The sequence below is a fragment of the Pseudoalteromonas shioyasakiensis genome (genome assembly GCF_024518675.1).
GTDB lineage: Bacteria > Pseudomonadota > Gammaproteobacteria > Enterobacterales > Alteromonadaceae > Pseudoalteromonas > Pseudoalteromonas shioyasakiensis_B.
Window position 1 is genome coordinate 1 of record NZ_JANIGL010000005.1, and the last position, 20,254, is coordinate 20,254.

At 40.2% G+C, this 20,254-nt stretch carries 18 protein-coding genes and 1 tRNA gene; 13 read left to right on the forward strand and 6 right to left on the reverse strand.

Annotated features, from left to right (window positions below):
• Positions 1–549: 549 nt before the first annotated feature.
• The 11 genes from NQT69_RS14015 (at position 550) to NQT69_RS14065 (ending at position 9,757) form a co-directional block, all read left to right on the forward strand.
• A complete protein-coding gene (locus tag NQT69_RS14015) occupies positions 550–1,389 on the forward strand; it encodes a metalloregulator ArsR/SmtB family transcription factor (protein ID WP_256828319.1) in 840 nt (279 codons plus the stop codon).
• A 15-nt stretch (positions 1,390–1,404) separates the two neighbouring features.
• Positions 1,405–2,421 carry an ACR3 family arsenite efflux transporter gene (gene arsB, locus NQT69_RS14020; protein WP_256828320.1) on the forward strand — a complete coding sequence of 339 codons (1,017 nt, stop codon included), beginning with the start codon at positions 1,405–1,407 and terminating at the stop codon, positions 2,419–2,421.
• Positions 2,422–2,433: 12 nt separating this feature from the next.
• A complete protein-coding gene (locus tag NQT69_RS14025; RefSeq protein ID WP_256828321.1) occupies positions 2,434–2,925 on the forward strand; it encodes a phosphatase domain-containing putative toxin in 492 nt (163 codons plus the stop codon).
• A 20-nt stretch (positions 2,926–2,945) separates the two neighbouring features.
• A complete protein-coding gene (locus tag NQT69_RS14030) occupies positions 2,946–3,956 on the forward strand; it encodes an ArsJ-associated glyceraldehyde-3-phosphate dehydrogenase (protein WP_256828322.1) in 1,011 nt (336 codons plus the stop codon).
• Positions 3,957–3,962: 6 nt separating this feature from the next.
• Positions 3,963–5,189 carry an organoarsenical effux MFS transporter ArsJ gene (arsJ, locus tag NQT69_RS14035; protein WP_256828323.1) on the forward strand — a complete coding sequence of 409 codons (1,227 nt, stop codon included), beginning with the start codon at positions 3,963–3,965 and terminating at the stop codon, positions 5,187–5,189.
• Between the two features lie 480 nt (positions 5,190–5,669).
• Complete coding sequence (locus NQT69_RS14040; RefSeq protein WP_256828324.1) at positions 5,670–7,010, forward strand: tyrosine-type recombinase/integrase; 1,341 nt, start codon at positions 5,670–5,672, stop codon at positions 7,008–7,010.
• On the forward strand, positions 7,007–7,639 hold the full coding sequence (locus NQT69_RS14045) for a hypothetical protein (RefSeq protein ID WP_256828325.1): 633 nt from the start codon (positions 7,007–7,009) through the stop codon (positions 7,637–7,639). The genes NQT69_RS14040 and NQT69_RS14045 overlap by 4 nt, the downstream gene beginning before the upstream one ends.
• A 107-nt stretch (positions 7,640–7,746) precedes the next feature.
• Positions 7,747–7,950: a hypothetical protein gene (locus NQT69_RS14050; protein ID WP_256828326.1), complete on the forward strand. Its 204-nt coding sequence runs from the start codon at positions 7,747–7,749 to the stop codon at positions 7,948–7,950.
• Between the two features lie 2 nt (positions 7,951–7,952).
• Positions 7,953–8,240, forward strand: coding sequence for a helix-turn-helix domain-containing protein (locus NQT69_RS14055; protein WP_256828327.1), 288 nt, complete (start codon positions 7,953–7,955; stop codon positions 8,238–8,240).
• A 433-nt stretch (positions 8,241–8,673) separates the two neighbouring features.
• Positions 8,674–9,141 carry a YagK/YfjJ domain-containing protein gene (locus NQT69_RS14060; protein WP_256828328.1) on the forward strand — a complete coding sequence of 156 codons (468 nt, stop codon included), beginning with the start codon at positions 8,674–8,676 and terminating at the stop codon, positions 9,139–9,141.
• A 202-nt stretch (positions 9,142–9,343) separates the two neighbouring features.
• Positions 9,344–9,757: a terminase small subunit gene (locus NQT69_RS14065; protein WP_256828329.1), complete on the forward strand. Its 414-nt coding sequence runs from the start codon at positions 9,344–9,346 to the stop codon at positions 9,755–9,757.
• 192 nt (positions 9,758–9,949) lie between these two features.
• Here NQT69_RS14065 and NQT69_RS14070 read toward each other — a convergent pair.
• Positions 9,950–10,026: transfer RNA gene (locus NQT69_RS14070), tRNA-Ile, on the reverse strand.
• Between the two features lie 290 nt (positions 10,027–10,316).
• On the reverse strand, positions 10,317–11,666 hold the full coding sequence (pmbA, locus tag NQT69_RS14075; RefSeq protein WP_256828330.1) for a metalloprotease PmbA: 1,350 nt from the start codon (positions 11,664–11,666) through the stop codon (positions 10,317–10,319).
• Positions 11,667–11,801: 135 nt separating this feature from the next.
• On the opposite strand from pmbA, the gene yjgA reads away from it, so the two are divergent.
• Positions 11,802–12,326, forward strand: a complete 525-nt coding sequence (gene yjgA / locus NQT69_RS14080) for a ribosome biogenesis factor YjgA (protein WP_256828331.1) — start codon at positions 11,802–11,804, stop codon at positions 12,324–12,326.
• Between the two features lie 72 nt (positions 12,327–12,398).
• Here yjgA and NQT69_RS14085 read toward each other — a convergent pair whose 3' ends face one another.
• The 4 genes from NQT69_RS14085 to prlC form a co-directional block, all read right to left on the reverse strand.
• Positions 12,399–14,324, reverse strand: a complete 1,926-nt coding sequence (locus NQT69_RS14085; RefSeq protein WP_256828332.1) for a methyl-accepting chemotaxis protein — start codon at positions 14,322–14,324, stop codon at positions 12,399–12,401.
• A 119-nt stretch (positions 14,325–14,443) separates the two neighbouring features.
• Positions 14,444–15,199, reverse strand: coding sequence for a class I SAM-dependent methyltransferase (locus NQT69_RS14090; RefSeq protein ID WP_256828333.1), 756 nt, complete (start codon positions 15,197–15,199; stop codon positions 14,444–14,446).
• Between the two features lie 57 nt (positions 15,200–15,256).
• Positions 15,257–16,438 (reverse strand): response regulator transcription factor, encoded by a 1,182-nt coding sequence (locus NQT69_RS14095; protein ID WP_256828334.1) that lies wholly within the window; start codon positions 16,436–16,438, stop codon positions 15,257–15,259.
• 125 nt (positions 16,439–16,563) lie between these two features.
• Positions 16,564–18,615: an oligopeptidase A gene (gene prlC / locus NQT69_RS14100; protein ID WP_256828335.1), complete on the reverse strand. Its 2,052-nt coding sequence runs from the start codon at positions 18,613–18,615 to the stop codon at positions 16,564–16,566.
• 131 nt (positions 18,616–18,746) lie between these two features.
• On the opposite strand from prlC, the gene gorA reads away from it, so the two are divergent.
• The gene (gene gorA / locus NQT69_RS14105) at positions 18,747–20,108 is read left to right on the forward strand and encodes a glutathione-disulfide reductase (RefSeq protein ID WP_256828336.1); all 1,362 of its coding nucleotides are present in this window, start codon (positions 18,747–18,749) and stop codon (positions 20,106–20,108) included.
• The last annotated feature ends 146 nt before the right edge of the window (positions 20,109–20,254 follow it).

Genomic DNA, 20,254 nt, shown 5'->3' on the forward strand with positions numbered 1-20,254 from the left:
TCTAAATTTTTTGCCTCGTTACTTGCTCAATAAAGAACGAAGTAGCTTGGCTGTTAGAACTCAATCTGTACGAGTGCCCACACAGATGATTGCTTTATATTGTTAAAGAACGTTGCGATTAAAGCGCTTGCTTTATCTCGCTAGGGCTGCGCATGTTACGCTTTCCTATTTTTTTGTCAACACTTAATTTTAAACTTTCTAAAAAATCTAAACTCAAGTTTTACTTAACACTCTGAGTAGCTTATGCCCCGCTAAGCGTTGCCTGCTCTGCCGTCTCAGTGGGGTCGCATTATAGGGAGAACAGATTTTTACGCAAGCGTTTTTTAAAGTTTTATGTAATTAAATAGCATTTGGTATGATTTTCAAACGAACGAAGTAAAAACGCACTAAAACTAACCTATACACAACCAATAAAACCAAGTTAACTTTTATTCTGTAGCAAATTCACTCTGAATAAACAAAACTTCAAAATTAAATATGTACATCACACTTGCACATGCACAAAAACGAATATACAATTTATTACATATTCAATCCACGGTGTGATTTATGAGTAATCAAACTTCAACTAAGCGTTCAGTTTTATTTCTGTGTACTGGTAATTCTGCTCGTTCACAAATGGCTGAAGCACTTCTTCGCCACAAAGCGGGCGATCAATTTGATATTTCAAGTGCGGGTACGTTACCTGAAGAAATAGACGCGCGCACACTAGACGCACTTAAAAACTTTGGTTTAACTGTAGATAAACTAAAATCTAAAAGTGTAGAGGAGTTTGCTGAGCAGGAATTCGATTTCGTCATAACCCTCTGTGATAAAGCGAGTCAAGAGTGTCGAAACTTTCCTGGTGCAAAAGCACAACTTGCTTGGGACTTCCCTGATCCTAAAGAACGTAATTGCAATAACCCTTTCTCTATTACACTAAGTGAACTAAATAATCGCTTGTCGATGTTTCTTTTATTAGAAACAAAAAACCAATCTAGCAGCAGTACAGCATCAGCTCAACGGATTGATGAACAAATATCCGAACTGGATGATATTACAATTGATCCTATTTCTTTTTATAAGTGCCTTACAGATGACATTCGCTTAAAAACACTCATGTTAACTAATTATCATGGTGAATTGTGTGTGTGTGAATTAATGGAAGCTTTACAAGAGGACAGCCAACCAAAAGTGTCGCGTAATTTAGCAGTATTAAAGCGAGCAGGCATAATCACAGATAGAAAGCATGGCCAATGGGTTTTTTATAAAATTAATCCAGAACTTCCTATATGGGTCAAAAAAGTCATCAGTGAAACCACCGAAAATAACCTGCCGCTGATAGCTAAAAATTTAGATAACCTTGCAAACATGTCTAACCGCCCAAGCAAAACTGACTTTTGCCGCTAAATATAGGAGAAAAAAATGGGAATTTTTGAACGTTATCTATCACTGTGGGTTGGGTTAGCCATTATTACCGGTGTTTTCCTTGGCCAGTGGCAGCCTGATGCTTTTCAAATGATTGCTGATTTTGAAGTCGCTCACGTTAATATTGCAGTAGCTGTGTTCATTTGGGTTATGATCTTTCCGATGATGGCGCAAATTGATTTTTCATCAATTAAAGATGTTGGTAAGAATCCAAAGGGGTTATTACTGACACTCATAATAAACTGGCTAATCAAACCTTTTACTATGGCCGCTTTAGGCTGGTTATTCTTTAACTTTATATTTGCAGATTTAGTTGATGCACAATCAGCACAAGAATATATAGCAGGCATGATCTTACTTGGTGTAGCGCCTTGTACTGCTATGGTATTTGTATGGTCACAATTAACGAAGGGCGATGCCAACTACACACTTATTCAAGTTTCTGTAAACGATGTCATTATGATTTTTGCCTTTGCCCCTATCTCTGCTTTGCTATTAGGGGTGAGTGATATTCAAGTGCCATGGGAAACCTTACTTATTTCAGTGGTTTTATATGTTTTGCTACCGTTAACCGCCGGGGTACTCACCCGTAAGGCATTAAATAAAGGCAAAGACGAACAAGCCCTTGAGCAGTTTTTAGCTAAGTTAAAACCATGGTCAATAGTTGGTTTAATTGCAACTGTGGTTTTATTATTTGGCTTTCAAGCTAAAACAATCCTGACAGAGCCACAAACAATTGTGCTAATTGCTATTCCGTTAATCATTCAAACCTATGGCATTTTTATAATTGCATACGCGGCCGCTATTTGGATGAAGTTGCCACAAAAAATAGCTGCACCTTCTTGCTTAATTGGTACTTCGAACTTTTTTGAACTCGCAGTCGCTGTGGCTATTTCACTGTTTGGCTTACACTCAGGTGCAGCCCTTGCAACAGTTGTGGGGGTATTAGTAGAAGTACCCGTGATGCTTTCACTCGTTGCGATTATTAATCGAACTCAACATTGGTTCAAATAAAAGGAATTAGCCATGCAACTTCACCCATTTGACACATTAACTTTAGATAATGGCGCAAAGCTTATTTTTACGCCCTGCCCTGGTACTAAACAAGCATCTTTAGAAGAGTCAGTGCTTACGCTTAAACAAGCCAATACCAGCATGGTACTAACATTAATGTATGACCATGAAATTGCCCAAAATAATATACAACAACTTCCAAACTTATGTGCTGAACATGATATCACTTGGTTACAACTACCTATATTAGACGATGAAGCCCCTGACCAAGAGTTTGAGGGTCAATGGAGTCAATATAAAGATACAATTATTGAAGCAATCAATAATAAAGCAACCATTGCCGTACATTGTAAAGGTGGCACAGGTCGAACTGGCCTGGTAATAGCACTCATCTTACTTACGTATGGTTGGCCAAGTGACAAAATCGTTCGGCAGGTACAAACAATAAGACCAAAAGCACTAAGAAATACGCTTCAACTTAATTATTTTAATTCGCAGTTATAATCAGCATTAAGGAATAAACAATGACAATTAAAGTAGGTATTAACGGTTTTGGCCGTATGGGCCGTTTATCAATGCGGGCAGCTTTCGATTGGGATGATGTAGAAATCGTCCACATTAATGACCCTGCTGGTAACGCTGAAACATTCGCTCATTTAATGACATTTGATTCAGTACACGGCAAGTGGCATCACGAAGCAAGCCATAACGACAATGCCATTATTATAAACGGTAAAGAAATTGGTTTTAGCCAAAATACTAAAACACAAGACACTGATTGGTCACAATGCGATGTGGTTATTGAAGCTTCAGGCAAGCTCAAAACTAAAGCATTACTGCAAGCTTACCTTGATCAAGGTGTAAAGCGGGTTGTTGTGACAGCTCCGGTAAAAGAAGAAGGCGTTTTAAACATTGTTATGGGTGTCAACGATCACCTTTATAATAAAGAGACTCACTCTATTGTTACTGCTGCTTCATGTACAACCAACTGCTTGGCACCTGTCGTTAAAGTGATTCATGAAAAAATCGGTATCAAACATGGTTCAATCACGACCATTCACGATATCACTAATACACAAACAATTATTGATGCCCCTCATAAAGACTTACGTCGCGCCCGTTCATGTGGCACTAGTTTGATTCCAACCACCACAGGATCAGCGACTGCCATTACACATATATTCCCTGAATTAAAAGGTAAATTGAACGGTCATGCCATTCGCGTCCCACTGACCAATGCCTCTATCACTGACTGTGTATTTGAGCTTGAACGTGGCACAACGATTGATGAAGTAAATAAACTACTAAAAGACGCTGCTGCTAACGAACTTAAAGACATTATGGGTTATGAAGAGCGACCGCTTGTATCTATCGATTACAAAACCGATCCTCGTTCAAGTGTTATTGATGCCCTTTCAACTATGGTGATCAACGACACTCAAGTAAAACTCTATGTGTGGTATGACAATGAGTGGGGCTATGCGAACCGAACTGCAGAGCTTATGCGCAAAGTTGGCCTAGTCGATAAGGAATAGTAAACCGTGGATCGATTAAAAGCACTGCCACCACAAATAAAACAATACCTAATCATTACAGGCAACTATTGGGCATTTACGCTTACTGATGGTGCCCTACGTATGCTTGTCGTGCTGTATTTCTACCAGCTTGGCTACAGTCCGCTCAGCATTGCCATGTTGTTTTTATTTTATGAAATTTTTGGTGTGATCACCAATTTAGTAGGCGGGTGGCTGGGTGCTCGATTCGGTCTCAATAAAACCATGAACATTGGCTTAGGCTTACAAATAGTTTCCTTAGCCATGCTCATGGTACCTGTTGATGCCCTCACCGTTATTTATGTTATGGCTGCACAGGCACTGTCTGGGATCGCAAAAGATCTCAATAAAATGAGCGCTAAAAGCGCCATTAAGCTGTTAGTGCCGAAAGATGCGCAAGGCCAACTCTATAAATGGGTGGCGATATTAACTGGATCTAAAAATGCTCTCAAAGGTGTTGGTTTCTTTTTAGGTGGCCTCCTGCTCACTTTACTAGAGTTCCACGGCGCAATACTGAGTATGATTTGCATGTTAACAGCCGTATGGTTATTTAGCATATTTGCTCTAAAAGAAGATTTAGGTAAAGCTAAAAATAAAGCCAAATTCAGTGAGTTATTTTCAAAAAGTAAAGCTATAAACGTACTGTCAGCTGCACGGATGTTTTTATTCGGCGCTAGAGATGTATGGTTTGTCGTCGCCTTACCGGTATTTTTAGCCGCTACATTTGATTGGGATCACTGGTGGGTTGGCAGCTTTATGGCAAGCTGGGTAATAGGTTATGGCATAGTGCAATCATTTGCCCCCTCTTTTACCGGGAAAAAATCAGGTCAAGTGCCTAGTGGCCGCAGCGCGTTTTTATGGGCTAGTTATTTAACAATATTACCAGCACTTATCGCCCTAGCCTTACACTATGACTTTTATATTCAGGCATCGATTATTGTAGGCTTACTTATATTTGGCGCTGTGTTTGCTATTAACTCATCGTTGCATAGTTATTTAATTGTCAGTCTTGCAGACAGCGATGGCGTATCGTTAGATGTAGGTTTTTACTATATGGCCAACGCCATGGGTCGATTAATTGGTACTGTGCTATCTGGCTGGGTGTATCAACAATACGGACTTGAAGCATGCTTGTGGATTTCAAGTGCATTTATCGCCTTGGCCGCTCTGCTATCACTCGCATTACCACAACAAACTGAAGTACCAGCACAGTAAGTAATACAACCTATTCCTGCATGGTTATTTTAACTGTGCGGGAACCTCTTTAATACCCAGCATAGCTTCATTTATCAAGTACCACCTCTCGGCGGCTAAATTCAAGCTGTAAGCTCGTGTCAACGCAACTAAACATTACAAACAACGGAGTCAGCTTTACATATAAATAAACACAGTTATTTATTAAAGTGTAAATTTTAGAGGTTGTTTAGATTCTGTAGAAAATGGTGGCCCCTCCCAGACTCGAACTGGGGACCTAACGATTATGAGTCGAACTCATAAACAATTTACCTGTATTGATTAACACTTCAAACCCCTTGTTTTTAATGGCTTTAAAAGAATATTTAATAAATAGCGAATTGCTTTATATTGATGTATATTTATCTAAAACCGATCCGTGAACGATCCGTGGATAATAAAAAGCCCTAACAGTGCGCCAACACTACTAGGGCAACCATCAAGAACCATAAGGGGGTTCGAATGGCTAAAGCTAATAGTACCACTAATAAAGTTAATTTTACCGCTGGACGTGTAGCAAGCTTTAAATGTGAAGAGGGTAAAAAAGAGTCCTTTCTATGGGATGATGATTGTAAAGGGCTAGCAATTCGCGCTTTTGCATCGGGTAAAAAGACTTATGTTTTCCAAGCTTGGATTAATGGTAAAACAAGACGCGGGGTAATTGGTCCTGTAGATGCGTTTGATATTGACCAAGCCAGAGCAGCCGCAAGAGAGTTTCAAACAAAAGCAAAAGAATATATCAGTCCTGCAAAGGTTAAACGAGAAAAGGCAGCAAAAGAACTAGCCGAAGAACAAGAAGAATTACGCGGCACTATCAAGTTAAAACAAGTTTGGCTTGAATATATAGAAGCGAACAAAGGCCGATGGGGTGAAAAGCACTACAAAGACCACATCAAAGCCATACAAGAGCCTAATCAGCCTTGGGCTAGGGGTAAAGGCCGATTAACTAAAGCTGGCTGTTTATACCCGCTTATATCGCTAAAACTAAAAGACTTGAGCGCAAAAAAAATTGAAGCATGGCTCAAAAAAGAAAATGCAACTCGCGCAGGTGTTGCAGCACAAACCTACCGCTTACTATTTGCCTGTTTAAATTGGTGTACTGAACAAGAAAAATACACGGGTTTACTTGATATAACTAAACTGAAAACTAAAGATGTAAAAAGCACAGTTGTAAAGCTCAAATCCCGAACTGACACACTACAAAAAGAACAGCTCCCCGCTTTTTTCAAATATGTAAGACAAATTCAAAACCCTGTTATTTCAGCCTATGTGCAAACCCTATTGTTAACAGGTGCGCGAAGAAATGAATTAACAAGCCTCAAGTGGACGGAATTAGATTTTCAATGGTCTAGTATGACTATCCGAGATAAAGCCACCAGCAAAGGCGCTGAGGCAGGTTCACGGGTTATTCCTTTAACGCCATATTTGGCTAGTTTATTGATTAACTTACCACGTAGAAACGAATGGGTTTTCTCTACCCCTACAGGCTCAAGCGGAAAACTAACCGACCCAAGAAAAAGCCTTGAACCTGCCCTATTAGCCGCAGGTATTGAGGGTCTAACTTTACACGGTTTAAGGCGCAGCTTTTCAAACCTAAGTGAATGGGTAGAAATTCCTACTGGTGTTGTTGCACAAATAATGGGGCACAAGCCTAGTGCTACCGCTGAAAAGCACTATAAACAAAGACCACTGGATTTACTAAGGAAGTGGCACACCACTTTAGAGGCTTGGATTTTAGAACAGGCAGATATAGCGATCCCTGAACTCAAAGGGCCAATGTTAAAAATAGTTGAGGTAGAATGATGGATTATTTCAATGATGAACATATACAAGATTTAGTCGACGACTATAGAAGAAATAGGGACTCAGTACCACTAACAAAACTTATACACCTTGATCCTGATGTGATGCAATCGCCTTTTATTGGTAGGCTTTTTTTAGAAATGTTAAACGACAAACTACCTAAACTTAGCCACCGTCCAAACTCCACGCATGAGATAAGGAAGCAAGCTGTAGAACTAGTCCATTTTTACCTTGGCTCAAATGTAAAAAAAACAAAAGCTTTCGATACTACAGGAAAAATTTTAAATAAATCTAGTGATACGATCAAAGGTTACATAAATGACTGGCTTAAAACTTTTGTTTTGAATTGGACTGAGGAGATAATTTCAGAAAAAGATTTTTGGGATAAGCCCGAAAAATACATTGGAAATACGGTCGCATTTCAAGATGGAAAAATAATTAGAAGTGATGACTATGCTAAGCAGGAACTACAGAAGTATCACACAAATAAAAGTATTGAATGTTTTAGACAAGAAATTAAGGAATTCTATGAAATCAATACACCTGAGATACTTATTGATCCATGGAAGCGTGCAGCGGAATTGCAGATGCTAGACTTGGAATTGAAGAATATGCCTGACGATAACTAGGGGGAAACCCCCTACCTTTCCCCCTATGATATTGATTATATTTACTTTTTTTAAACCACTTTCGCAATTAATATGAGATCTCAATATATAGAATGAGATCTTTATTTATGCCTAAACATACACCAACCCCCCTAAAAAGTTTTACAACAGAGCAGTTTGCGATAACTATTCATGGTAAAGCGAACACTATAAGAACCCGCCTATCTAAAACGGGTAGCTATTACGGCATTAAACCAATAAAACTACCATCAGGGCGCTTATTATGGCCTGCCGATGCTGTAGAAGCCCTATTAACTGGTAAGGGGGCTTAATTATGAAAAAACATGCCTTATCAACGTACAACCAACAAATGATCGTAGCTAGATATATGAGTAACTACGGCTCTATTAACCGCTATGAAGCTGAGCCAGAGGGTGTTTGCAGTCTCGCTGCACGCATATTAGACCTAAAAGACCAAGGCTTTAAAATTAAAGATAAAAGAGAAAAAGCCACAGACTCATTTGGCATAGAGCATGACAGAATAAGTAGGTACTGGTTTGATAAATCAGCAATGACACAGGAGCAAATAACAAAGCTTAATAAGTTACTTGAAAAGTCCTAGAACGCATAGCTAGACACTATACGAACTAAGACCAATAACCACAGCTGGTGGGTAAGTTTGGAGACCGATCCACCAGCTAATTAAGAGTAACTTATCCATGCTTAATATTCACTTTCTTTATCATTTTCACTTACTTTTTAGCTTTATAAAAATTTGGCGGTTTTGTCCGTGGCTTTATTTGGCGGTTTTGTCTTGGCGGTTTTGTCCGCTGGTTATTGCCTTAAACCCAGTATTATCAATTTGCGCCTTGTTATTGGGTAGTGCAATTTCAGACGGTCGTATATATTATCGTCTTGAAGGTTGTTAAGAGTTTATGCAAAGGGGTAAGCGTAAAAACACAACTGGCAGGAAGCATATATCAAAATCTAATACCGTCTTGCATAGAGGTGAGTTAATAAAAGTCAATGCTGCTGGCTCAGGATGTTACCCTTTTATGCTTAAAAAGTCATTTGAACAATTTGATTTAGGTTTAGATAAATGGAAACGGCAAATATTTGTTATGATCGAGTTGCACCAATACGAACCGACCGCAGATAACAAACGAATGACACTGTTTAGAAAGCGATTGGCAACACGCATTGCCGCGCATTATGGTATTACTGAAATAGGTTATTGCTGGGTAAGAGAGCAAGAAAACGCCAAAGCACAGCATTACCATGTTGCATTATGGCTTGATGGTGACTTAGTGAAAACATCGCACTATGTTTGTAAAATTGCCAAGCAGGTATGGGAAGATATGGGCGGCTTTTATTCTAAAAATCGTAGGAGTTATATCTATGTTGACTCACCAGAAAAAAGGTTTGAAGCTTTGTATTGGTTATCTTATTTAGCAAAAGGCCGAGGCAAGGGATATAAAAACACTCAAACTAAAGACTACAACACAAGCAGGCTAAAACCTTAAGCCTGCTATGTTACTTTTATTTTAACTGATAACCCGTCCTATCAATATCTAATGTTTATAACGACACATTCACGTGCCTTTAGATATTTCGGAAGTCACGCAAAAGCAGTGCAATTTCCCGACTATAAAAAGTGAACATTCATAATTGAAAGCCCCGCCTGTTACAATGCTACAGTAAATCCATTTAATGTAAGGCCAAGCTATGACGTGCAAGCTATCACTTAAACAAGACGCTTTTGTTAAGGCTTATTTGCTAAATGGCGGCAACGCTACAAAGGCAGCTATTAGCGCGGGTTATAGTGAAAAAACAGCGAAAGTTATCGGCTCTGAAAACCTAATAAAACCTAACATTGCAAAAGCTATCAAAGCACATCAAAAAATGACTGATGAAGCCTTTGTTATGTCAAAGCTTGAAAAGCTAAAGACGCTAGAAAAAATAATTGATGAGTCTATAAGGATTGATGAAGAAAAAGGCATCTTAAACGCTACAGCAGCAATCGCAGCGATCAAAGTCCATAATGAAATGCAAGGCGATTATGAGCCTATCAAGGCAACCACTGAGGTCGAATTATTTCAGTCCCTAGGCGCAAGGCTGACGAATGGCAGCAAACGGTAAACTTTTAAAAGGTAGGTATCAGTACCTAAATTGTACTTTCTGTAGTCCATAAAAAGAAAAGCGCTAAACGATAAATCAGGGGATTAGCTTCATTCGCGCAAATTTAATTTGCCAAAATCCGATCCGCCACCGTTCCGTGAAAAATAAAAACAGACTTTGTTAGTAGGTATTTACTTGGGAAGCTTTGAAAAGTGGTGGCCCCTCGCAGACTTGAACTGCGGACCTAACGATTATGAGTCGTGTGCTCTAACCAACTGAGCTAAGGGGCCATTTATATTATTACCTGTTTAGCAGGCTAAATTTTTGAAGCGTTTAACCACCTAAGCGATTAAAGCGGGTTGCAGTATAAAAAGTTTTTACTGGCTTGTCACTAGCAAAAAGCTTTATTTTAACAATCAACAAACTAACTGCTTAAATAGTAAGCGCACAATGAATGTATTGCTCAGAATAAATACCAATACGGTTGATTAAATTACAACATGCTTAGTTGAAATAAGTCAGCTGCTCTTAGCATGAGTAAGGCAACTGACGAAAGTAAAATATACAATAGAACCTATTACTAACTACCCGCTACTTGCATTTCTTCAATGAGCACGGAGCCAGTTTGAATTCCGCCACGGCGCTCTATATCGCCCCCTAAACCGACAATTGCTTTAAACATATCTTGCAGTTTGCCTGCGATGGTTATTTCGCTAACAGGATATTGAATCTCGCCGTTTTCAACCCAAAAACCAGCTGCACCACGGGAGTAATCGCCCGTTACCGTATTCACACCTTGTCCCATTAACTCAGTTACTAATAAGCCCGTGCCCATGTTTTTTAGAATTTCTGATAAATCTTGATGGGTTTGTTCTACTAACCAATTGTGAATGCCACCAGCATGTCCTGTCGGTGTCATATTCATTTTGCGAGCAGCATAGCTGGCTAACAAATATGTCTGTAGCTCACCACCTTGAATAATTTCGCGATCAACAGTTTTAACTCCTTCACTATCAAAGGGGGTAGATGCTAAACCTTTTAAAATATGTGGACGCTCAGAAATATTTACAATATTACTAAATACTTGCGTGCCTAAACTATCCATTAAAAAGCTCGACTTACGATATAACGCGCCACCACCAATTGCAGACACTAAATGACTAAATAATGAATTAGCGATATCAGCTCTAAAAATAACTGGCACTTTCATAGTGCCTAGCTTTTGACTATTTAATTTAGCTAAGGTTTCGCTTGCAGCTTCTAACCCTACTGCAGCAGCGTCTTTTAATCCGCCTTGTTCACGTGACACTGTGTAAGCTGAGTCACGCTGCATTTGCTCGCCATCTTTACCAATAACCATAGTACTGATGCTATGGCGAGTACGCGGGTAACCCGCTATTAAGCCGTGGCTGTTGCCATACACGCGCAAGCCTTGGTGAGATGAAAAGCTTGCTCCGTCCGAATTAACAATACGTTCATCGGCGTTTAATGCGGCTTGCTCTGCAGCATGGCACAGTTCAACACCTTGCTCAGGCGTGACATCCCACGGGTGATACAAATCTAAATCAAGTGGGGCAAATTCTAATAATTCTTTATCTGCCACCCCATTGTGTGGATCATCTGAGGTAAACTTGGCGATATCAATCGCTTTCTCTACTACTGTGCGTAATGTTTTGGGATTAAGATCGGCTGTAGAAGCCGAACCTTTATGATTGCCGACATAAACACTGATACCTAAGCCACCATCTTGGTTAAACTCAATGGTTTCTACTTCTCCCATACGAGTACTAACTGATAAACCTGACGTGCTCGACATGGCTGCTTCTGCACCAGTCGCGCCAAGTTTTTTAGCATGTTCTAACACTTCTGCTACGGCATCTTTTACTTGAGAAATTTGCGTATAAATAGGATCTTGCTGTTGGCTTTTCATGTTATAGGTCCTGAGCGGGTAACACTTACAATATAGTTTAAATGCTAACACACCCAGTGCATTGCATCAGCTAATATTAATCATTAAAAGAATCACGTATAATGACCGCAGTTAACGATCTTATATGAGCACCCCATGGCGAAGAAAAAAGGCAACCCTGCTGAAATTGAAGAAGAAATTATTTACGTATCGAAAAGTGAGCTTAAGCGTGATGCGCAAGAGTTTCATCAGTTAGGTTCTGATATTGCTAAAATGGGGAAAAAACAGCGCGAGCGTTTACCTCTAAATGATGATTTAAAAGAAGCGATGGTCGTAGCTGATAAAATTAGCAACAAGAGTGATGCATATCGCCGTCACTTAAACTATATAGCTAAAACACTGCGTACTGTTGAGAATATTGAAGAAATCAAAGCAATCATCGACATTATGCTTAATAAGAATAATCAAGCTGAAGTAATGATCAAAAAGATCGAACAACTTCGCAGTGATTTGATTGAACAAGGCGATGATCTCATCAATGAAACCATTGAGCAGTACCCAACGCTTGAGCGTCAAAAAATGCGTCAACTGGTAAGAAATGCTGCAAAAGAAGTCAAAGCCGAAAAGCCAGCTCGAAGCTATAAAGAACTGTTTCAGTATTTAAAAGATACTATGATGTAAGTTTGTCGGCTGTGCGTAATAACTCAACACAAGCCAACAAAAATTACCCAGGGCAGTGTAACTGCCCTATATTCATAAGCCTAAGCTTCCACGAATAGTTTGCATTTGTTGCTGTAATCGCTGATGAATGTCTTCCACTAAGTTACTTGATTCACTCACCTGCCCTTTCATGTTCTGCATTGATTGACTAAAATTTTCTAGCAGTTCATTTTGTTGCTTAGCTAACTCCATAGCATCAAACGCGACTTTGTTAGCATCTTGGGCATTACTTGCTACCCCTTCAGAGTTTCGTTTTAGGTCTTGTGCATTCTCAGTTTGTAACTGCGCATCATCAGCAAGGGCCGATATTTGCGTCGATACCATACTCGAGTTTTCACTTAATAGGTTAAGCTGATCATTTATATCACTCAATGATCCTTGTGTTTGCCGTGCAAGCTTTCGTACTTCATCTGCAACAACAGCAAACCCTCGACCATGCTCACCTGCTCGTGCTGACTCAATCGCAGCATTTAGCGCTAATAAATTGGTTTGCTCAGCAATAGTACGAATAACTTCTATCACTTGACCTACATCTTGTACGCCACTGAGTAATTCTTTTAAGCTTTTAAGACCACCATCTACACGTTGCTGAGTATGGGAGCTGGCACTTAACATATTCTCTGCAAAGCCTAAACTTTGCTCCATAGCGGCATATGTTTGCTTTGCATTATCAGCAACCTGACTATTAATATTATTAACTTGCTCACCTATTTGTTGAATATCGTGTAATAGGATTTGATTTTGCTCAACTTGTTGATGACTGCCGTTAGCTTGTTGACTAATCATTTGTAAATGCTCACTCATTTCCTGCATAAAGTCATTTATCACTTTTAGCATTTGTGCACGTTCGTCAGCCTCGTCACGTTGCCGCTCAATTAGCTGATTAAAATACGCAGCAATTTCTCCCACCTCGGTTTTAGGGTTTTTACTTTCAATATTTTTAAGCTCGTTACTTTCGATAAGAAATGCAAAGCCATCGCGTAGCTGGCGTAGCGGATTAAGAACCTGATTGCGCTGAACTATATAAACACCAATAGCTAAAATAACTAACATGCTTATCGCGACAGCAAATACCATAAGTACTTGCTCTTTAACTGTAGCTTGCTCTGTTCTTAACTGTTGCTCGGCATTGATCACAGTATCTGACAATAGGGTAATCTGTTCACGCAGGCTTTCTATACCAACTTGTCGCTGCTGTGCTTGTTCTATGGTATTAGCGAGATCACGTGGGTAACGATTGGGCCAACTGCTTAACTCAGCTTTGATTTCATCTGCTAAGTCTTCAGCTTCGCCACCAAAAAACAACTCATCTTCATCAATTTCACTCATAACGCCCAAGTTATCTAAGGCATCAATCTGCTGTGCTAAGCGGTTTAAATTTGCAACAGTTTGCATCAAACTATCTTGTGTATCTTGATCAAAACCAATAATAAGCTGGTAGGTAAAAAGTGATAAAGAAGTCACTTCGCTGTAGTAATCATTAGCTAAAGCATAATACTGTTGATCAAAATTACCCTGTGACTGCGCTGTATTTGCATATTTAATCAAAGATGATGCAGAGCCGGCCATTTGTCGTAAAGCATTATCAAGTAACGCTGTCTCGTTACCCGAGAGTTTACCAAGGGCACGATACTTACCGTTTATATCGGTATCTAATTGAGTGAGTAAAACGTTTAGTTGTTGTTTTAGATTATTAGGTAAAATATTCAGATCTGTTTCTTGAACCTCTTGAATAAGCTCTGACGCCATACCTAAATAAAGGCTATCACCTTTTGCTAAGTAATCTTCAAGTAGTCCTTCAAGGTTGACCAATATCTTGTTTTTTAATTGATTGTACGATTGATCTTGTTGTTCAAGTTTGACTAAGGTTTGACTGGCCCAAAATAAGGTCGAGCCTAAGAGTAAACTGGCTAAGGCAAGTAAAATAGCCAATAGCCTAGTAAATGATGACACGCGCATAAAAAATTTCCTCGATTAACTGCGCGCGTAGAATATTAACTATTTGTGACGGTTTAATGAAAACCAACATGAAGTTACTACATATGGCCTGTAAAACCCCAGTTTTCAACACTAAAGAACTAGATCATTGCTGCTTTAACATAGACATCAAAACGGTTTTTCTTGGTTTTTATTTGCATACTGGGAGTTTTATCATTTAAAAATGGCGCATAATCGGGGCGCTTAACTACTACACGCTTACTCGCAAGTGGGTAGGCAAAATCGAGTAAATCATCTGCGTCAGTATCAGCCCCTACTAACTCTTGAAATACCCGCATTTCTTTTTTAACCAACGCTGACTTTTCACGATGAGGAAACATAGGATCAAGATAAACCACATCCGGCGTACTGACACACTGAGACAGTAAAGTGTGGCTAGAGCCAAATACTAGGCTCATGTTTTCACGCATCCAAGGGCCTATTTCAATATCATCATACGCTCGTTGCAAACCATCATATAATAATGCAGCAACAACTGGGTGGCGCTCATGTAATATCACTTTACAACCCAGTGATGCCAATACAAAGCCATCACGCCCGAGGCCTGCTGTAGCATCTAAAACGACCGGCGTCGCGCCTTTATTTAAGCCGACGGCTTTGGCTATTGATTGGCCTTTGCCACCCCCAAACTTTCGTCTATGTGCCGCGGCGCCAGTGACAAAGTCCACCGTAATTGCGCCGAGCTTTGGCTCATCAATTTTACGTAAACTGAGTCCTTGATCATCATAATGCAGCGCAAAGCCCTCTTGCTGCTCAGCCCACTGCTGCAAGCCAAACCGCTGTTCTATTTCAGTAAGATAAGAACGCATTTCTTTAAAGGGACACTGTATAACCAAAATTCACTCCGACCAAAAATAGCCAGCAGAGTATATCAAGTGCTACTCGCTATAGCACTAAAATAGCTCAATATCAGTTTGAGAGGTTATCTCTTCGGTATACTCAGAGTTTGCAATGCGGCTTAAACTAGCCACCAGCTCATTTCGCGATTCTATAATGTGATTAAGCTGGTACTTTATAAAAGATAAATCATTATTCAAAGCAGAGAACTCGGTTTGGGTTTGTTCAAGTTGCTCGATATGAAAAACCAATTCTTGATTGTATTTAAGCTCTGGTTTTTGCTCAATAGTTTTACGAACCTCAGCTAATTGCGCGGCAAATTTAGTGACCGCTAATTCTCTAGCATCGCTGTTGTCATACATTTTTGTAGATAATTCAGCAAAGGCATTCCCCACACTATGTGCTTGCGCCAAAGCTTTTTCGTTGACTTCCATATCCTGAATTTTGGCATTGGTGACTTCTAAAATATGGGGGAATAAGTCTTTATAACGACCGTAAAGTGCAACGTCATCTAACGGCATGTTCTTTATAAGAATAGACACCTTGGGATAATTAATTATCGTGCGACTACTAAAATCAACGAATCGGTTAGCATGACGATGTTTTTCCAATAACTCTTGCTCAAGTGGACAAACGCCACCTTCATCACTACAAAATACGCCGATTTCTTGGTACCAAAAAGCGACAACCACATCTAATTGTAAAGGCCTAAAAAATTCAAAGAAATAAGCTGACAAACTGTGTACATCATGAGCATGATAACTCTGCCCAACATATCGCATGATACGTCCCATGTCCCCTGAATCTGTCATCGCTATTTCTGCGGTAATTTGCGCACGCTCAACATCGTTTTTAAGTTTAATTGAATGTTGTCGGTACTGATATAACACGCGAATACGTGCCATTAGCTCTTCAGCATTAAATGGTTTTACGATGTAATCTGAGGCACCTAAATTATAGCCTTTGACACGCTCTGCCAACTCACTTTTACCTGACAAAAACATAACCGGTGTATCTTTCGTTTGTTCATTAGCTTTTAGCTCACGACATACCTCGTAACCTGTTTTTCCAGGCATTTCGATATCTAGTAAAATAATATCGGGGTTATATTTGAATGCTTGCCTAAGTCCCTCCTCTCCACTTTTTGCATGTATTAGCTTACAAAACCCTGCCAGTGATTCCTCTATAACATGATGTACATACTTATCATCGTCAATCGCCAGTACTAGCTTAGTCATGCCTATTCCCTTTTTATCTATTACTTCAAAAAGCATAGTACGGAGCACTGATTTTGCGAAAAATTATTGGCTTAATAATAAAAAAGCGCCAAATAGGCGCTTGTTTTAGCAGTAGTACTGCAGCTTTATGCTGCAATGCCGCTGTGGCGTAATAATGCATCAACGCTTGGCTCGCGGCCGCGGAAGTTTTTAAACAATGCCATTGGCTCTTCGCTACCGCCTTTTTCTAGAATGTGTTGCATAAAGGCTTGGCCGGTTTCAGGGTTAAATATCCCTTCCTCTTCAAATCGTGAGTAAGCATCCGCTGATAGCACTTCAGCCCATTTGTATGAGTAATACCCAGCGCTATAACCACCAGCAAATATATGACTAAAGCCATGCTGAAAGCGGTTAAACTCTGGCGCTTTTACCACTGAAGTGTGACTGCGCACTTCATCAAGACGCGCTTGAATCTGGCACTCTTCACCCGCTTTATAATCGTTATGAATTCTAAAATCGAACAATGAAAATTCAATTTGACGCAGCATCTGCATGCCCGAGTTGTAATTTTTAGCCGCTAATAGCTTATCCAACAACTCTTTAGGTAGTGGCTCGCCTGACTCGTAATGACCTGAAATAAAGTTAAGGGCTTCTTCTTCATAACACCAGTTTTCTAAAAACTGACTTGGTAACTCTACCGCATCCCAAGCGACACCGTTAATACCTGCAACGGGCGCGGCCTCTACTTGAGTTAGCATGTGATGAATACCGTGGCCAAACTCATGAAATAAAGTTGTTACTTCGTTATGAGTAAACAGTGCAGGCTTATCGCCTACCGCTTTATTAAAGTTACACACTAAATACGCCACAGGTGTTTGCAACTCGCCGTTTGCGCGCACTTTACGACCCATGCAGTCATCCATCCACGCACCACCACGTTTGTGATCACGCGCATATAAATCAAGATAAAAACGGCCACGTAAGGTATCGTTGTTATCGTAGATTTCAAAAAAGCGTACATCTTTATGGTAACTATCAAAGTCGTTAACTTCTTTTACGGTAATAGCAAATAAACGATTTACTGTTTCAAATAAGCCACTGAGCACTTTATTGGCTGGAAAGTAAGGACGCAGAACTTCATCTGAAATAGCGTACTTTTCTTGCTTTAACTTTTCGCCATAATAGCCATAGTCCCACGCAGCTAACTCATCAATACCGTGTTTTTCTTTAGCATAAGCTTGAAGCTCTGCTAACTCTTGCTCAGCTTGCGGTTTAGATTTAGCAGCCAAGTCTTCTAAAAACGCAAAAACTTGCTCTGGTGTTTCAGCCATTTTGGTTGCCAATGACTTTTCGGCATAACTTGCAAAGCCAAGTAGTTGAGCTAATTCATGACGTAATGCCAGTTCTTCACTCATTATTGCAGAGTTATCAAACTCACCTGCATTCGGGCCTTTATCTGATGCTCGAGTTACAAAAGCGGTGTAAGTTTCTTCACGTAGTTCACGGTTATCGGCATAGGTCATTACCGGTAAATACGACGGGAAATCTAAGGTAAACACCCAGCCATCAAGCTCTTTGCTTTTTGCGGTTTCTGCCGCGAGTGCCAAAGCCGACTCAGGCAAACCAGCAAGTTCACTTTCATCTGTGATGTGTTTTTGCCAGGCAAGCGTTGCATCCATCACATTATTACCAAATTTAGCTGCAAGCTCAGACAGTCGCGCGCTTATTTCGCCGTAACGTTTTTGCTGTTCTGGCGCAAGTGCAATCCCAGACAACTCAAAATCACGTAATGCATTGGTAATTGACTTTTGTTGCGCCGTAGTTAACGTTTTAAACTCATCACTTTTATGTAATGTATTATAAGCCTCATACAAACCTTGGTGCTGACCAACAAAAGTAGAGTACTCAGATATAAGCGGCAAACATTGCTCGTAAGCTTCACGTAACTCGTCAGAGTTGACCACCGAGTTCATATGCGACACAGGAGAAAACAATCGCGATAATTTGTCATCCACTTCTTCCAATGGCAGCACTAAGTCATTCCATGTGAATGATTTTTTTGCTAACACTTCATCAATTTTAGCACGGCATTGCTCTATGGCATGTTTAAGTGCTGGCACCACATGCTCTGGTTTGATTTTAGAAAATGGCGGTAAGCCTTCAAGGCCTATTAGTGGGTTGTTTTGTAAATCGCTCATGTTAGCTCTCAAATCGTTACGAATATGATTTTGAAGTTGGGGCAAAATAGCGAAATACAAGGGGCTTTTAACAGGTCTACCATGTGTTATTATCGGGTTAAACTGTTTTATATAAAACTTGAGGACTGAAAATGGCTCAGCATTTTGATTACATTGCAATTGGCGGCGGTAGCGGCGGAATTGCCTCAGCTAACCGTGCCGCAATGCGCGGCGCAAAAGTAGCGCTTATAGAAGCAAAGCACATGGGTGGTACGTGTGTAAACGTAGGGTGCGTGCCGAAAAAAGTAATGTGGCATGGCGCACAAGTTGCTGAAGCAATTAACGCGTATGCACCAGATTACGGTTTTGATGTAGAGCTTAAAAGCTTTAGCTGGGCTAAATTAGTTGAAAGTCGTGAAGCCTACATTGGCCGTATTCATCAAGGTTACGATAGATACCTAGCTAGTAATGGTGTAACTGTAATCAATGGTTTTGCCAAATTTGTTGATAATAAAACCGTTGAAGTAAACGGTGAGCTATATACCGCTGATCATATCTTAGTTGCTGTTGGTGGCCGCCCGACTATTCCAAATATCCCAGGCGCTGAGCACGGTATCGACTCAAATGGCTTCTTTGAACTAAGCGAGCAACCTAAACGTGTCGCAGTTATTGGCGCAGGTTACATTGCCGTTGAAATTGCAGGTGTGTTACATAGCTTAGGCACTGAGACGCATCTATTTGTTCGTAAAAATAAACCGCTGCGCTCATTTGACCCATATATCATCGACACACTTGTTGATATTATGGCTAAAGAAGGGCCTACGCTACACACTGAATGTTCTCCAAAAGAAGTGGTTAAAGAAAGCGATGGCAGCTTAACTATCCATTTTGAAAATGGTTATAGCCAAAATGTTGATCACGTTATTTGGGCTATTGGCCGTACACCTACTACAGATAAAATTAACCTAGCAGCGGCTGGCGTTGAAGTGAACGAAAGTGGCTATGTTAAAGTTGATGAGTATCAAAACACCACAGCAGAAAACGTTTATGCCGTAGGTGATATTATCGAAAACGGTATTGAGCTTACACCGGTTGCAGTTAAAGCGGGTCGTACTTTGTCTGAGCGTTTATTCAATAAAGAATTACCTGATGATTTGAAAATGGATTACGAGCTAGTACCTACCGTTGTATTCAGCCACCCACCTATTGGAACTATCGGTTTAACGGAGCAAGAAGCGATATCACAATACGGCGAAGAAAACGTCAAAGTGTATAAATCAAGCTTTGCAGCTATGTACACCGCCGTTACTCAGCACCGCCAAGCATGTAACATGATGCTGGTTTGCGCAGGCGATGATGAAAAAGTTGTTGGCCTACACGGTATCGGTTTTACTGTTGACGAAATGATCCAAGGCTTTGCAGTGGCTATGAAAATGGGCGCAACTAAAGCTGACTTTGACTCAGTAGTGGCAATACACCCGACTGGTTCTGAGGAATTAGTGACGATGCGCTAGCCTCGGGCTTCGGGCTTCGGGCTTCGGGCTTCGGGCTTCGGGCTTCGGGCTTCGGGCTTCGGGCTTCGGCAAATTTTAAAAACCTTGCTGATTTACTCGGCAAGGTTTTTTTATACCCATGAAGAGTTGCTTTAAGTCGATGTGAA

Excerpts from the sequence above, each read along its gene's own strand:
- NQT69_RS14015 (WP_256828319.1), top strand. The coding sequence starts at position 550 with ATGAGTAATCAAACTTCAACTAAGCGTTCAGTTTTATTTCTGTGTACT.
- arsB (WP_256828320.1), top strand. The coding sequence starts at position 1,405 with ATGGGAATTTTTGAACGTTATCTATCACTGTGGGTTGGGTTAGCCATT.
- NQT69_RS14025 (WP_256828321.1), top strand. The coding sequence starts at position 2,434 with ATGCAACTTCACCCATTTGACACATTAACTTTAGATAATGGCGCAAAG.
- NQT69_RS14030 (WP_256828322.1), top strand. The coding sequence starts at position 2,946 with ATGACAATTAAAGTAGGTATTAACGGTTTTGGCCGTATGGGCCGTTTA.
- NQT69_RS14040 (WP_256828324.1), top strand. The coding sequence starts at position 5,670 with ATGGCTAAAGCTAATAGTACCACTAATAAAGTTAATTTTACCGCTGGA.
- NQT69_RS14045 (WP_256828325.1), top strand. The coding sequence starts at position 7,007 with ATGATGGATTATTTCAATGATGAACATATACAAGATTTAGTCGACGAC.
- NQT69_RS14050 (WP_256828326.1), top strand. The coding sequence starts at position 7,747 with ATGCCTAAACATACACCAACCCCCCTAAAAAGTTTTACAACAGAGCAG.
- NQT69_RS14055 (WP_256828327.1), top strand. The coding sequence starts at position 7,953 with ATGAAAAAACATGCCTTATCAACGTACAACCAACAAATGATCGTAGCT.
- NQT69_RS14060 (WP_256828328.1), top strand. The coding sequence starts at position 8,674 with ATGCTTAAAAAGTCATTTGAACAATTTGATTTAGGTTTAGATAAATGG.
- NQT69_RS14065 (WP_256828329.1), top strand. The coding sequence starts at position 9,344 with ATGACGTGCAAGCTATCACTTAAACAAGACGCTTTTGTTAAGGCTTAT.
- pmbA (WP_256828330.1), bottom strand. The coding sequence starts at position 11,666 with ATGAAAAGCCAACAGCAAGATCCTATTTATACGCAAATTTCTCAAGTA.
- yjgA (WP_256828331.1), top strand. The coding sequence starts at position 11,802 with ATGGCGAAGAAAAAAGGCAACCCTGCTGAAATTGAAGAAGAAATTATT.
- NQT69_RS14085 (WP_256828332.1), bottom strand. The coding sequence starts at position 14,324 with ATGCGCGTGTCATCATTTACTAGGCTATTGGCTATTTTACTTGCCTTA.
- NQT69_RS14095 (WP_256828334.1), bottom strand. The coding sequence starts at position 16,438 with ATGACTAAGCTAGTACTGGCGATTGACGATGATAAGTATGTACATCAT.
- prlC (WP_256828335.1), bottom strand. The coding sequence starts at position 18,615 with ATGAGCGATTTACAAAACAACCCACTAATAGGCCTTGAAGGCTTACCG.
- gorA (WP_256828336.1), top strand. The coding sequence starts at position 18,747 with ATGGCTCAGCATTTTGATTACATTGCAATTGGCGGCGGTAGCGGCGGA.